This window comes from Streptomyces sp. NPDC057486 (assembly GCF_042802415.1).
Classification (GTDB): domain Bacteria; phylum Actinomycetota; class Actinomycetes; order Streptomycetales; family Streptomycetaceae; genus Streptomyces; species Streptomyces yanii.
Window position 1 is genome coordinate 1 of the sequence record NZ_JBHVEE010000063.1, and the last position, 14433, is coordinate 14433.

Annotated in this window: 10 protein-coding genes and 1 pseudogene; 7 read left to right on the plus strand and 4 right to left on the minus strand. The window is 68.8% G+C overall.

All coding sequences use genetic code 11. The features are described 5' to 3' along the window. Positions 1 to 708: 708 nt before the first annotated feature. On the minus strand, positions 709 to 1485 hold the full coding sequence (locus tag ACFU6I_RS26595; RefSeq protein ID WP_384371245.1) for a class I SAM-dependent methyltransferase: 777 nt from the start codon (positions 1483 to 1485) through the stop codon (positions 709 to 711). A gap of 382 nt (positions 1486 to 1867) precedes the next feature. Here ACFU6I_RS26595 and ACFU6I_RS26600 point away from each other — a divergent pair, with 382 nt between their 5' ends. After that, the gene (locus ACFU6I_RS26600; protein ID WP_384371247.1) at positions 1868 to 2170 is read left to right on the plus strand and encodes an ArsR/SmtB family transcription factor; all 303 of its coding nucleotides are present in this window, start codon (positions 1868 to 1870) and stop codon (positions 2168 to 2170) included. Beyond that, positions 2167 to 2559: a VOC family protein gene (locus ACFU6I_RS26605; RefSeq protein WP_384371249.1), complete on the plus strand. Its 393-nt coding sequence runs from the start codon at positions 2167 to 2169 to the stop codon at positions 2557 to 2559. Before ACFU6I_RS26600 ends, ACFU6I_RS26605 begins: the two co-directional genes overlap by 4 nt. Before the next feature lie 253 nt (positions 2560 to 2812). On the opposite strand, the gene ACFU6I_RS26610 is transcribed toward ACFU6I_RS26605, so the two are convergent. Beyond that, positions 2813 to 3985, minus strand: a complete 1173-nt coding sequence (locus ACFU6I_RS26610) for an ROK family transcriptional regulator (protein ID WP_384371251.1) — start codon at positions 3983 to 3985, stop codon at positions 2813 to 2815. Between the two features lie 205 nt (positions 3986 to 4190). Then, a complete protein-coding gene (locus ACFU6I_RS26615) occupies positions 4191 to 7490 on the minus strand; it encodes a PQQ-dependent sugar dehydrogenase (RefSeq protein ID WP_384371253.1) in 3300 nt (1099 codons plus the stop codon). A gap of 907 nt (positions 7491 to 8397) precedes the next feature. On the opposite strand from ACFU6I_RS26615, the gene ACFU6I_RS26620 reads away from it, so the two are divergent. The 3 genes from ACFU6I_RS26620 to ACFU6I_RS26630 all read left to right on the plus strand — a co-directional run bounded on the left by ACFU6I_RS26620 (position 8398) and on the right by ACFU6I_RS26630 (position 11659). Continuing rightward, entirely contained in the window at positions 8398 to 9834 is a 1437-nt protein-coding gene (locus ACFU6I_RS26620) for a PepSY-associated TM helix domain-containing protein (protein WP_384371255.1), read from the plus strand. Between the two features lie 742 nt (positions 9835 to 10576). Further along, positions 10577 to 10918 carry a hypothetical protein gene (locus tag ACFU6I_RS26625; RefSeq protein WP_384371257.1) on the plus strand — a complete coding sequence of 114 codons (342 nt, stop codon included), beginning with the start codon at positions 10577 to 10579 and terminating at the stop codon, positions 10916 to 10918. A 147-nt stretch (positions 10919 to 11065) separates the two neighbouring features. Further along, a complete protein-coding gene (locus ACFU6I_RS26630; RefSeq protein ID WP_384371259.1) occupies positions 11066 to 11659 on the plus strand; it encodes a sigma-70 family RNA polymerase sigma factor in 594 nt (197 codons plus the stop codon). Between the two features lie 208 nt (positions 11660 to 11867). Here the strand turns inward: ACFU6I_RS26630 and ACFU6I_RS26635 are convergent, their stop codons facing one another. Further along, positions 11868 to 13280, minus strand: a complete 1413-nt coding sequence (locus ACFU6I_RS26635; protein ID WP_384371261.1) for an MFS transporter — start codon at positions 13278 to 13280, stop codon at positions 11868 to 11870. A 512-nt stretch (positions 13281 to 13792) separates the two neighbouring features. Between ACFU6I_RS26635 and ACFU6I_RS26640 the strand changes: the two genes are divergently transcribed. Further along, entirely contained in the window at positions 13793 to 14191 is a 399-nt protein-coding gene (locus ACFU6I_RS26640) for an ester cyclase (protein WP_384371263.1), read from the plus strand. Positions 14192 to 14240: 49 nt separating this feature from the next. Next, positions 14241 to 14366 (plus strand): annotated as a pseudogene (locus tag ACFU6I_RS26645) (IS256 family transposase); the annotation flags it as partial. Positions 14367 to 14433: the final 67 nt, after the last annotated feature.

The window sequence follows — 14433 nt, forward strand, 5'->3', positions numbered from 1 at the left end:
CAACCTGTCCTCACACAACAGCCTGTCCACCCGGGCCTGGCTCGAGGACCACCCCCGCATCCGGCACGTCTTCATACCCGTCGGAGCATGCTGGCGTGTGGTGACGTGTGCCGCCCAGGAACCGGAGGAGACGCCCGGCGTTCCTACGGAGGACGCTGCCTGACGGCGCGTTCCCATGCGTTCCCATGCAGGGTCAAAAGGCCCCTCGAATTCGCCCGGGCTGCGCGGGGCCTTCACCGAGCACGCAGCCGTACTTGGTGCGCGGGTCGGGCACTTCGACGCGTTCACCGACTGCTGGAGGACTGGGGGCGCGTGTTGACCGAGGCTGCCCGGCGGGGCTGGGGCGTCGTAGGACTGAGTGAGTAACGCGGGGCCGCACACCCCGCGCGTGCTGATCCGTCCGGCCCGTCGAACTGTCACGAACGCCGTCGCGGAGCTTCGGTTCCTGCCCGGACGTCCCTGCCGCACGCGGTTCGGCGCAGCCTCTCCGTAGGGGAGCTGAACAGGAGGTGGGGCTCCATTCCGGCCGGGCGGTCGAAGCCGACCCCACTCAGGCGATGACAAGCAGCCCACGGTTCCCCCACGTCACCACGTGCACGCTCCGCCCCTTGGCGCCCTGACGTGGAGATGTCGGCGCCGATGGCCGCACGTCGCCTGCGGTGGTTGCGGATGGCCGTTCGCAGAGGCGGACATCTGTTCGTCGAAGTGCTACTGGTCGTAGCGCCGACGCGCGATATGGACGGTGATGTCGGCGACAATCTCGACCGTCTCGGGCAGGAGCTGTATGATACGGCCAAGTACCTGCTCTTGCTCCAAGGCCGGCAATACGAGATAGGCCGAGATGGTCGAGAGATGGCCGACATAGTCGCGAGCACTCATCGTCAAGCGCCGTTCCACCACTGACTGTTGAACACCGGTGAACCACTCAGAACGCTGGAGCTCTGTACCCGGCCACTGCATGTCATGCCCTTCCGGAGTCCCGTCCGGGGACGGAATCTCGTCGCTTTCCAAGAACGGTGCCCGTGCCGCGCGAACAGCTTCCGCCACAGCCGGGTCAGCCGGCCGGATCGGCCCGCCGCAAGACGCAAACACGCCCCCCGGCTCCAGCAGCTCGGCCATGCGCGACCATCGACCCTCCGGGTTCGTCCAATGCAGCGCTGCTGCCGCATAGACCAGCCCGTACCTCTCGCCCGGTCGCAGGTCCTCGAACGCGGCTTGCACCGTCCTGACGTTTGTGGGTACGTGCTTGCGCAGCTCGGCAAGCATGGCCCCGTCAGGTTCAGTCGCGGTGACCCTGACCCCCCGTTGGGCGAGCAGTCGGGTTGCTTTGCCTGTCCCGGCGCCAATCTCGAGGGCAGTCGGAATCGGGTGACCCGCATACGCCATCACCATGTCGAAAAGTTCCACGGGATACCCCGGCCGGAACCGTTCGTACGCTTCCGCCATCACTCCGAAGCTCAGTGCGCGTCCAGACATGGCGAGCATCCTGGCACGATCTGCGCCGTCAATGGTTGGTCATTTCGCGCGACCGGGTCGCCCGATCGCGGGGCAGCAAGAACCTGAAGCAGCAAACACGTGTCCGCCGCTACTCGTGATACGTCATGGCTGGACGTGCCGGCGTCCCACTCCTTTGCCACCGCCGGCCGGGGCATCCGGCCGCGACGCCCGGGCGGGTGAGATCCCCGTCGTCCCCACAGCCTCCACACGTCGACGGGGCTCGGGCCGGCCGACGGCGCGACTCCGCCTTCGACGCCGCGGCCCCCATGGCAGGGACGGCATGTGCCAACTCGCGTGGTCGGTGAAACGCCTCGGGACGCGGCCACGCCTCGACTTGATGGGCAAGTGAGTACTTGCCTATCCTGTGGTCGTGGTCGACGACCTTTTCAAAGCCTTGGCCGACCCCACTCGCCGCACCATTATCGACGAGCTTGCGGAGAGGTCGGGACAGACACTGTTCGAGATCTGCTCGCGGCTGAGCATGAAGCATCAGCTCGGTATCTCGCGCCAGGCGGTCTCCCAGCACCTCGCCGTGCTGGAGGGCGCCGGGCTCGTCGAGACCAGGCGGGAGGGCCGCTACAAGTTCCACGACCTGAACACAGCCCCGCTGCGGCAGATCACCGAGCGATGGCTCATGCCCGACACATCCGGACCGGAAGCGAGCACCCCATGAAGATCCATCTGACCAGCGTCTTCGTCGACGACCAGGCCAAGGCCCTGCGCTTCTACACCGAGACCCTTGGCTTCGTGAAGAAGCACGACGTCCCGGTGGGCGAGAAGGACCGGTGGCTGACCGTTGTCTCGCCCGACGAGCCGGGCGGTACCCAACTCCTCCTGGAGCCCGTCGGCCACCCGGTCGTCAAGACCTACCGCGACACGCTCGTCAAGGACGGCATCCCGCTCGCTCAGTTCGGTGTCGACGACGTGAACGCGGAGTACGAGCGCCTGCGCGGCCTCGGCGTGCGATTCACCCAGGAGCCTCTGGAGATGGGCGTCGTCACCACCGCCGTCTTCGACGACACCTGCGGCAATCTGATCCAGATCGCGACTCAGTCGCAGTAGGCGGTCGGCCGCGTGCGGGGCTCGGCCGCGCCGACGACTGGACCCGCGCCCCGGCCGGTGGCGTGCGCATGACTCCGGAGATCCTCGAAACCCTCTCGGCCGGCGCCCACGTCGTCATGCACTCGTCCAACGGCGGCAAGCCCGTCCAACGGTCTGCAGCTCGACTCACTGTGCAGGCGATACCGTGCTGGTGGCTTACCCCACCGGCACGGCGGCGGTGCCTCGTACCCGTGCCTGGGGCTGTCCTGCCCGGTCAGGACTCCTCGCCGTACGCGAGTTCGCTCGCCAGCAGCGCCGCGCCCACCACCCCCGCGCGGGAACCGAGTTGGGACATGACGATCGGTAGATTGCCCGTGGCGAGGGGGAGCGAGCGTTTGTACACGACGCTGCGGATCTCGGCGAGCAACGGATAGCCGAGCCCGGTCAGACCGCCGCCGATCACGATCATCGACGGGTTCATGAAGCTGACCAGGGTGGCGAGGACCTGTCCGACCCGGTGGCCGCCCGCCCGGATGAGATTGACGCATGTGTTGTCGCCGCCGTCCGCACACTCCGCGACATCCAGGGCGGTCAGCACTCCCCGTTCGGCCAGCCGTTCGGCCAGAGCGGGCGACTTGCCGGACTTCGCGGCCTCCGTGGCATCCCTGGCCAGCGCCACCCCGCCGAAGTATGCCTCCAGGCAGCCGGTGTTCCCGCACGAGCAGACGGGCCCGTCCCCCTCGGCCTCCACCTGGACGTGCCCGATGTCGCCGGCGCAGCCCTCCGCGCCCCGGTAGATACGGCCGTGGTGCTGCATGCCGGACCCGATACCGCTGCCGATCTTCACGAAGAGCAGGTGGTCGACGGTCCGCGCGACCCCGCTGTGCTGCTCACCGAGCGACATCACGTTGACGTCGTTGTCGACCACCACGGGGCAGCCGTGCGCGCGGGCGAGGGTGTCCCGCACGGGAAAACGGTTCCAGCCCACCATGATCGGTGGCGAGACCGGTACGCCCTCCCGGAAGCTGACCGGCCCCGGCAGACCGATGCCGATGGCGTCGAGCCGCGTGTAGTGCCCCTGGTCGGCCATCGCACGCAGGAGTTCGCTGACGCGCCCGAGGACGTCGACCGGTCCGGAGCGGATGTCGGCCGGCTCGGAGCAGGAGGCGACCGGCGCGAGCGCGCCGTCGGTGATCTCGATGTCGACGGAGCTGGCCCCCAGATCGACGGCGGCGAACCGCAGACCGGGGTCGAGCTGGACGAGAGTGGAGCGCCGTCCGCCGCGCGACGCGGCGGGGCCCGCCTCACGCACCCGTCCGGCGGCGACCATGCGGTCGAGTTCGCCGAGCAGCCGCGGGCGCGGAATCTCCAGCCGGTCCGCGAGCTGGGCGCGGGACAGCGGGCCGTTGTCACGCAGCAGACTCAACACGCGGTACTGGATGTTCACGGACTCACTTCCTCTGGACGCCTTCGGGGGCAGGGGCGCGGGCGGATTCCGGCAACTTTTTCACAGAACGTCGAAAGTTGCCGCCTCGTTGGCGGAGCCCGCTTGGGCAGGGACCACGCTGCCCGGAAACGGGCCCCTGACGGAGTCCGGCGGGACACGGAACTGCCCCGCCGGTGACAGCGGGGCAGCTCCGTCAGTCCCGGCGTCAGCCGGTGGTGCCTTCCTTCAGCGCCCGCGCGTCCCGTGCCAGGGCCGCGCCCGCCGCGCTGTCCGGCACCAGGGCGGTGTCGGAGGCATAGCCGGCGAACGTCTCCAACGCGGCCTTGGCCAGGCTGGTGCGGCCCGCCTTGGCATGCGCCTCGGCCAGGTCGAGCCGTACGGTCAGCCGCTTCTGGCCCTGCGCCGTGATCAGGCCGTCGGCCCGCAGCTGGGTGATCAGCGCGCGGATGTCCGCGTAGGAGGTACGGGTGGTGAACGTCACCGTCTTCGTGGTGGCGTTGCCGGCCTTGTCGCGGGCCTTGACCGTGAGGTCGTGGTTCCCCAGCGGCAGCCGCCACAGCTCCAGTGCTTGGCCGGAGGTGACGGCCTTGCCGTCCACCGTGGCTGTCACGGTCGCCCCGCCGGACACCGTGTCCTCCGCCGAGAGGACCGGCGTCGGGCGCTTGGAGTCGCCGTAGACGCCGTCGGCGTCGAGACCGGTGGCCGTCACCGTGGGACCGGTGCGGTCGATCCGTACGGTGAGCGAGCCGACCTCGGAGACGTTGCCGCCATTGTCGGTCGCCCGGTAGCGGACGGTCGTGGCCCCCTCCTTGGACAGCGTGACGGCCGCGTTGGCCGACTGCCATGTCGCCCCGTCGTCGACCGAGTACTGACGGCTGGACACCGTCCCGTTGTCGGTCGCCGAGACCGTGAGCGACACGTTGCTGGTGTACCAGCCGTTGTCACCGTTGGGTTGGGGCGGATTGAGGGTGGCGGTGACCTTGGGCGCGGTCTTGTCCGCGACGCCCGCGCCCTGGAAGGTCAGCGAGTCCAGCTCGACACCGCCGGAGCTGGTGACGAAGACCTCGCCGCTGCCCGAAGGCGCGTTGGAGAGCGCGGTGGTGACGGTCTGCCAACCCTCCCCGGCCGGGACCTTCACCGTGGCGAACGGCTCGGCGTCGGCCGATCCCCAGCGCAGCGCCAGTGTGCCGGCGCCGCTCGCACGGGTCTTCACCCCGGTGATCCCGGCGAACGACACCGGGTCGTACGCGATCCAGTCGCCCGCGTCGAACGAGGTCAGCTTGCGCTGACCGGACGCCGTGGTGTCGTCCGTGACCGTCACGCCCTCGGCCGAGTCGTAGTGCTCGGCCTGCATGACGGACGGGTTGAGCACCACCTGGGCGTCACCGGTGGCCGGCGGAACGCCGCCCGCGCCCTTGTCGGTGTAGGTGATCCCGAGGACGCCGAAGACGTTCTCGGTGTCCCCGTGCCCCGCGTCGGTCGGGGTCGCCACGCCGCCCGTGCAGCCGGTGCCGCTGTTGACCGGGTGACCGTGCTGGTTGTGCCCGAGACCGAAGGTCCAGGCGGCCTTGGCGCAGTCCGGCGTGGCGCCGTCCTCCGGGTCCTCGACAGCGATGTTGTACGGCACGGCGTCACCCCAGTTGAAGAACCCGCCGTTGGGCGGTGAGGTGATCCGTACCGTCGGCGCCGTGTTGCCCACGGTGATCTGACGGCTCGACAGACCGAACTTCCCCTGCGGGTCGGAGACCTTGAGCCGGGCCTGGAACTGCCCGTTCTCCGGGTACGTACGGCTGGCCGTCGGGCCGGTGGCGTCGAAGGTGCCGTCACCGTCGAGGTCCCACTGGTACGTCAGCTCGCCGTTCTCCGGGTCGCTGGACCCGGTCGCGCTGAACGAGACCTCCAGCGGGGCCTGACCGGACGTCTTGTCGACCTTGATCACGGCTGTGGGTGCCTTGTTGCCCTCGGCGTAGTCGATCCGGTACAGACCCGCGTCGGGGTTCTGACGGAAGAAGCCGTCGCCGTAGTCCAGGACGTAGAGCGCGCCGTCGGGGCCGAACTCCAGGTCCATCGGGTTGTCCCACTGCGGGATCCCGTTCTGCGAACGCTCGCTGTTGGGAAGCAGGTTCTCCAGCTTGCTCACCGGGCCGTTCGGCCCGTCGAGCGTGAGCGCTGCGACGTAGTCCTGGGAGAACTCCGCCATGAACGCCTTGCCGTCCCAGTACTCGGGGAACTTGCCCGGCGAGGGGTTGTCCGCGTCGTAGTGGTAGACCGGACCGCCCATCGGGGCCTGGCCGCCGGGGCCGCCGGGACCGCGGAAGGCGGTCAGCTCGGGCCACGGCTGGTCGCTGTCCTTGTCGCCGTACCAGAGCGTGGCCGGCGTGGACGCGGGAAGCTCGGTCAGACCGGTGTTCCAGCGGGAGTCGTTGACCGGCGCCGCGCAGTCGAAGGCGGGGCCGGGCGTGAGGGTGGCGAAGTCGAAGTCCCGGTAGGGCTTGCTGTTGTCACCCGTGCAGAACGGCCAGCCGCTGTTCATGGCCTTGGTGGTGGTCTGCCACTCGACGTATCCCATCGGCCCGCGGTTCGGGTCGGCGGTACCGGCGTCGGGGCCGTAGTCGCCCCACATCACCGCGTCGGTCTTGCGGTCCACCGCCAGTCGGAAGGGGTTGCGCAGACCCATCACGAAGATCTCGGGGCGGGTCTTGGCCGTTCCCGGCTCGAAGAGGTTCCCCTCCGGGATGGTGTAACTGCCGTCCTCCTGGACGTCGATCCGCAGGATCTTGCCCCGCAGGTCGTTGGTGTTGCCCGCGCCGCGGCGCTCGTCGAGGCCCGGGTTGTAGCCGGCCGCGTCGTTGATCGGGGTGTAGCCGTTGACGTTCGGGCCCGACGCCGGCGTGTTGCCGCCGGTCGAGAGGTAGAGGTTCCCCTTGCTGTCGAAGTCGACGTCACCGGCGACGTGGCAGCACTGCCCGCGGTTGGTGTCGACCCGGATGATCTCCTGCGCGGTGGAGAGGTCCAGCTTGTCGCCGGTCCACTTGAAGCGGGTCAGGGTGTCGTACCCTTCCCACTGCTTCCAGTACGAGTCGTTCTGCCCGGCGGGCAGTTGGAGCGGGGCGGAGCCGGCCGGGGTGTTCAGCGGCGGTGAGTAGTAGAGATAGACCCACTTGTTGGTGGCGAAGTCCGGGTCCAGGGTGACCGTCTGCAACCCCATCTCGGAGTTCTGGTACACATCGACATGGTTGACGACCTTCGTGACACCGGTGCCGGGGTCGGTGAGCCGTAGGTCGCCGTTGCGGGCGGTGTGCAGAACGCGGTTGTCGGGCAGGACGGCGAGGTCGATCGGCTCGCCGGTGTCCTTCGTCAGGGTGACTTTCTCGTAGTTCGACCAGTCCAGGGCGTGTTCGTGGTCCGGGTGCGCCTGGGCGGCGGGCGCGACGGCCACACCGCCCAGCGCGGGCAGTGCCACGAGCAGGGCCCCCGTGATCAGGCGTCTCAGGGTGCGGTGCACGGTGATGCGTCTCCTCGGTCGCTGACAGTAGGAAGCGGACGGGGGAGGCGCCCCCAGGTACACGGAGGCGCTCTCTTCTTTCGACGGGGGTCCTGCACGGTGCGTGAGCGGCCTCGAGTGCGATCGCGCAGCGCCTCGTGACGGGCGGTGGCCCGGCCATGGGGGAGAGACGTGGAAAGACCCTTGAGGTGAACGGCGTTCGTGTGAAAGCTGATCGGCTGCGGTGTTACCGCGACGACAGACATGTCTCGGTGGGCCGAGACATTAGGGCGCCGTGTGGGGGCTGTCCAGAGGTTCGGTACGAATCTCTGGAACTTTCTAATGATTCATCAAAAGATGTGCGACGACGGCGGAAAGGTCGATGGGCCACCCATTGGCCCACGGGGGAGTGCGCCAACGGCGCCTCTGCGCCGACGTGTTCGCGGTCGTGAAGGAAGCGGGCGGCCCCAACGGCGGACGTGGCGCGCCTCGGTGGCCGAGTCGAGCCGCGAGCGAGCGGTGCCGGTGAGGAGGTCCGACCGCTGCTCAGGGGGTTCGGGCTTCGTCGTGGGTGGGGGCCGGCGCGGGTCGCATCACAAGCTGCGGCACGGGCGGCAGTGCGGACGTCCACGCCACGTCGTACGCTTCGCGAGCCGCGAAATGCGGCGTCCGGCCCCGGTTGCGCCCAGCGCGCCGGATCCCACACCTGCTCGGCCGCCTCGCGGCCCAGCTCCGTCAGCGAGTGGCACACGTGCGGCGGGGGTCCGGCGTCGCAATGGGCGAAGCCGTCGCCGGCCGCGCCGATTCTCCGGTGTGGCGTACGTCACATGAATCGCTGGGAACTCCCTCGCCTCGCGAACCGACAACTGGACCGCATGGTTCTGGCCAAGGCGGCCGAGCAGTACACCGATCCTGGGGAGATCAGCCCATGTCCTTCGAACCAACGGTCCTCGACCCCGATGACGTACAGCAGGACGGCCGGGAGAGTGACGCGGCACAGCCCGCCGTGGCGCGGTCCGTGTGGGCGTCCTTGCGTCCGCTGGTGCTGCGTCTGCACTTCTGCGCGGGAGTGTTCGTCGCGCCGTTCCTGCTCGTCGCCGCCACCACAGGACTGCTGTACGCCGGCTCGTTCCAGGCCGAGAAGGTCGTCTACGCTGACGAGTTGCGTGTGCCCGTCGGAAACCGCGAGCTGCCGGTCTCGCAGCAAGTCGCCGCCGCCCGCAACGCGCATCCCGAAGGAGCGATCAGCGCGGTGCGGCCCTCACCGGAGGCCGGTGCGACGACGCGGGTGTTGTTGTCCGGGGTGCCGGGTGTGGACGGCGATCACACCCTGGCCGTCTTCGTGAATCCCTACAACGGCGAAATCCGTGGCGCGCTGGAGCAGTACGGCTCGACCGGTGCCCTGCCGCTGCGCACCTGGATCGACGAGCTCCACCGCGATCTGCACCTGGGGCAGCCCGGCCGTCTGTACAGCGAACTTGCCGCGAGCTGGCTGTGGGTGATCGCCGGCGGCGGCCTGGTGCTGTGGTTCTCGCGTCGACGCGCCCGGCGCAAGCTGCGGGGGACCACCGGGCGTCGCCGCACGCTCGCGCTGCACGGTTCGGTGGGCGTGTGGGCCGCCGTAGGGCTCATCTTCCTCTCCGCGACAGGGCTGACCTGGTCGACCTACGCGGGCGCGAGCGTCAGTGACCTGCGGGACGCGGTCGGACAGACGACCCCCACGGTGACGTCGAGCCTCACCTCCGGGGGCGAGTCGGCCGGGCACGGTGAGCACACAGGCCCTGGCGGGTCCGGGGCGGATCACGGCGTGCTGGACGGCGGCGCCGGAATCGACGCCGTGCTCAAGGCCGCCCGCGCCGAGGGCCTTTCGAACCCCGTGGAGATCGTCCCGCCTGCGGACGCCTCCTCCGCCTACGTGGTCAGCCAGATCCAGCGGAGCTGGCCGGAGAAACAGGACTCGGTGGCCGTCGATCCGGCCAGCGGCAAGGTCACCGATGTGCAGCGTTTCGCCGACTACCCGGTGCTGGCCAAGCTGACCCGCTGGGGCATCGACGCCCACACGGGGGTGTTGTTCGGACTGGTCAACCAGATCGCTCTGGCCGGCCTCGCTCTCTGCCTGATCCTGTTGATCGTGTGGGGCTACCGCATGTGGTGGCAGCGCGGGCGCGGTGCCGCTTTCGGGCGTCCTCTGCCGCGCGGGGCGTGGCAACACGTCCCGTCGTATGTGCTGGTTCCGCTGATGGTGCTGATCGCCGTGCTCGGCTACTTCGTGCCGCTCCTCGGCATTCCACTGGCCGCCTTCATGGCCGTGGACATCGTGCTCGGCGAGATCGCGTACCGGCGTCGTGGGCGCACCTACGCCTGAGCGGGCGGGTGCTGAACTCCGCCTCACCGATGCCCGTATTCGAGGCCGTCGAGTTGATCCGTCGCTCCTATGGGGGGCATCCGGGCACTACGAGTGCTTCGTGGGCTGTATGCAGCCTGCGCGCCGCCGTCTTCGCCGCGGTGTGCGTGTTGCTCGCTGCTGCGGCGCCACGGACGGGGGCCTCACGTTTCGCGTCCCCAACGAGGAGGAGAAGTGACGCGGGTCACATGATGTGTGTTGAGCTGTACACCTAGGCACTATCCGTATCGACCGGTGAAACCAGGGCGCCAGTGCAAGGATGAGGCCTGCCATGATTGCTGGGCGGTGTTGCCGAGCATTACGGGCTGCGATGTTCGCAGCCGTCTGTGTGCTGCTCACCTCCCTGGGGCATGTCCTGATGTCCGGCACCCACGTGCCGTGGTGGGCCGTGGTTCTGGGGGCCGCGGTGACCGGCGCAACCGCATGGCTCTTCACCGCCCGAGAGCAGGGACTTCTTCCCGTCCTGGGTGCCTCGATCGCGGCCCAAGCCGTCCTTCATTCTGCGTTCTCCCTCGCCCAGGCAACCGTGCAGCCCGCGCTCCCGAATGGCGCCTCGATTCTGCAGCGGTGGGCCGACCACCTCCTGTGTCGCAACCCGCCGTCGGAGCCACTTGCCCGAGCCGGACTCGTGAACATGGCACTGGGTCACGTTCTCCGCACACCGCCGACAGGCACGGTGCAAGCTCCTCCACTCTCGGAGTACATGAGCCACGACATGGCTGCCATGCACCCGATGAGTCACACGGCACTCCTCGGACACGGCAGCAGTGTCATGTCGCCGGGCGGCATGGTCGCCGCCCATCTGTTGGCAGCTTTGCTCGGCGCCCTGTGGCTCGCCCACGGCGAGCGGGCCGCCTTCCGCATCCTGCGTGCGGCCCCTGGGTGGCTCGTTGTACCCCTGCGGCTCCCGTTCGTGGTGCCCCGTCCACCGCATCGCCCACGTATGCGCACGGCCCGAGACAGTTCGGCGCGCACACCACGTGAGTTCCTGCTCGCACACGCGATCACTTCTCGGGGGCCGCCCTGCGGGATCGCTGTCCTCTGACGACAGCCGTATCCCCGCACCGTTGAAGGATGTCTCCTCGGCGTTCACCGGTCGCGGGCATCGGCCGTGCGCGCACGGCTGTACCTCCATCACCGGGCCCGGCGACTTCACGCGCGGCCCGGACCAGCATCCTGCGAAGGACACCAGGTGAGCCCTCCTGCCCTGCCCCGGTCGCGCGACGAAGCGATAACAGCCTGGGCGCTCGCCGCCCGTGGCGGCGACCCTGTCGCCATCGAGCGTTTCGTCCATGCCCTGCATCGAGATGTACGCCGCTACGTCGCCTGCCTCGGCGCCGATCCACAAGCGGTCGACGATTTGACCCAGGACACGTTCCTGCGAGCCCTCGGTAGCCTGCATCGCTTCGAAGGCCGGTCCTCAGCACGTACGTGGCTGTTGTCCATCGCCCGCCGGGCAGTGGTCGACAGCATCCGCTACAGCGCTTCACGGCCTCGCCTTTCGCGCACCGATGACTGGGAGCGCGCCGTCGAACGCGTTCAGCCACGGGGCCTGCCCGGCTTCGACGACGGGATCGCCTTGTCGGACCTGCTCGCAGGTCTTCCGCACGAGCGGCGTGAGGCCTTCGTCCTCACCCAACTCCTCGGTCTGTCCTATGCGGAGGCAGCTCTCGTCAGCGACTGTTCGGTGGGAACAGTACGTTCACGGGTCGCCCGTGCCCGGATCGCACTCATTGCGCGATTGGATGATGCCGAACGTCCCGTCCTCTCCGGGGCTCATTCCTGACATACCGGCACGTGATGGCCGCCGTTCCGGCTTCGTCACCTGTAATCATCGGCGGCCATCGGTGCGTCAGTCAGCGGTGGGGCTCTTTTCCTGTGCAGGGCCCGAGATGCGCCGGAGTGCCAATCCGTGGGCCGGCTCTCCGCACCGGGCACCGGGCCGATCAAGCTCGATCCCATCGGGATCGGGTTTGGATCAGGGGACCCGTCACTCAGCCGACGACGTCGCGAGGTGTCTTCCGCGGGATGCAGAAGAGCGCGAGGGTGGCGGCCGTCAGGTACGCGGCCGCGCCGATGGCCATGCTGGTCCGCAGCCCGGTGGTGAAACTGGCTGCGGCGGCCAGCAGCGAGCCCCCCAGCGCGACCCCCGCGGCGCTGCCGATCTGGCGGGTGGTGTTGAACAGGGCTGAGGCGGTGCCGGAGTACGCGTCCGGGGCGGCTGACATCACGGTGGCGGTTGATCCGGTGAGGGCGAAGGATGTGCCGAAGCCCGCAGCCATCATCGGCACCACGAGAAGGAGGTAGTCCGGGTTCGGTCCGGCGGCGGCCCAGCCGGCCAGACCTGCCGCTCCCAGAACCATGCCCGAGACCACAAGCGGTCGGTGTCCGGTGCGGCGTGCCAGTCGCCCGGACAGGACGGAGGCGAACATGGTCATCGCCACCGCCGGGAAGAGGGCGACGCCGGTGCGCAGTGCGCTCAGGCCGCGCTGGTGCTGGAAGTACAGGCTGGCGGTGAAGATCATGCCGTAGAAGGCGAAGTTGAACAGCAGGCCGACGGCCGCTCCACCGCTCATCGGGCGTGAGCGCAGCAGTCGCAAGGGCAGTACAGGATTGCGGGCCAGGCGCTCGCGAAGGACGAACGCGACGGCTGCAAGCAGGCACAGGCCGGCGCCGGTGAGGATCAGAGGGTCCGCCCAGCCACGCCGTCCGGCTTCGTTGAGGACGGCGATCAGCAGGGCGACCGTCGCGATCAGCGCGCACTGGGCAGGCCAGTCCACGGCGCGGTCCGTGCGACGGGCCGACGCCGGTACGTGGCGCAGCGTCAGCAACAGGCAGGCGCATCCGACGGGCAGGTTGATGAAGAACACCCAGCGCCAGCCCACGGTGGTGACTAGGAGGCCACCCAGGAGGGGTCCGGCGGAGGCGGCGACGCCCGCCATGGAGCCCCATAGGCCGAAGGCCCGGGAGCGCTCGGCGGGTGAGGGGTAGACCTGCTGAAGAAGGGCGAGGGAGCCGGGCACGATCAGTGCCGCGCCGAGCCCTTCCGCCATCCGGGCGGCAACCAGGGTCCCGGTGCTCTGTGCCAGCCCGCAGCCGGCCGAGGCGGCGGTGAACACCACCACCCCGGTACAGAAGATCCGGCGGTTGCCGAGCCGGTCCCCCAGCGCGCCGCCGGTGAGCAGCAGGCCGGCGAAGATCAGGGTGTAGCCGTCCGTGATCCATTGGATCCCGGTGAGCGAGGCCGACAGTTCGCGTCCCACCACCGGAACGGCGACATTGATGACGGTCACGTCCAGGATGACCATGAAGTAGCCCGCGCAGACCGCGAGAAGCGGTGCCAGGAGCCGACCCGAAGTTGTAAGCCCATCCGGTCGATCGGCCTGGGGACTACCGGCATGTGCCATGACGACACGATATGCCCGGGATGATCGCTTCCCGTGACACGAGCAGTCCAGCAGCGTGCCGAACTGTCACGCCGAACCGCGTCGTCACGAGCGGCCTGCTGACGACGTTGTTGCCGGTCTCCGAGTGATCACGATGTGGCCGTCATCGGCTGTGGGTCGAGTAGGCGCAGACCGGACAGTGGCCGGGGGCCTGTGCGCACAGCCCGCTGCCGCTCCGGCGTCGTGGGTGCTCCGGGCGGTGAATGCGGCCCGGAACACCCACCACCGCACCGTGGTCGGATACCGAAGTACGAGTCCCTCCCGTGCCGCGAGGCAAGCGAGGCGCACATCACATCCGTTCATGTCACATCGTGGTGAGCCGTTCCGTCATAGCTGTGTCACCACTGACAACGGCAGAGGGTCTCCCGGCCCACGATCTCAGCAGCGACGACCGCCTGAATGTTCAAGCCGCCCCGAGGAGGAGCCACATGTCAACAGCTCAGGAAACAAGCAGCAGCACGACGCTCAGCCGCTTGCATGACGCCCTGAACACCGGCGATGCAGAGGTCATCTCGAAGACCGTCGACGAGGTCGTCGCGCCGGACGTGTTGTTCCACGCGCCAGTACCGACTGGTGCGACGGGGGCGCAGGCACTCAAGCACGTGTGGGCGGTGCTCCTTCGCGCGTTCCCCGACCTTCACGTTGCGGTCGAGGATGTGATTGCCAAGGGGGACAAGGTCGTCTGCAGGAACACGGTTACCGGGACCCACCTGGGCGAGTACAGGGATCTCCCGCCGACCGGCAAGTCCGTCAGGTACAACGAGATCTTCATTTTCCGCTTCGCCGGCGGTCGGATCGCTGAGATCTGGGGGGTCGTCGACGTCTTCTCGCAGCTGCGACAGCTGGGCGTGATTCCCGGAGGCTCGTCGTGACCACAGCGACGGAGAGCCTGGTGATGGCCGTCGGAAGAGCAAGGATCACCTGTCCACGGGCGACTGCGTGCCCGCACCGGAGCAGTTCCTGGGCAGCTCCGCCGGGCTCTCCCCAGCGACCGTTGTCCGCTTGACCGCACAGTGGCGGGCCGGCCGCGCTGCCTTCCAGGACCGCGATCCGTCCGTCACGGACTTCATTCCGCCTGCGCCGAACGTCCTCCACGTCGCGGAGTGCAGAGCGG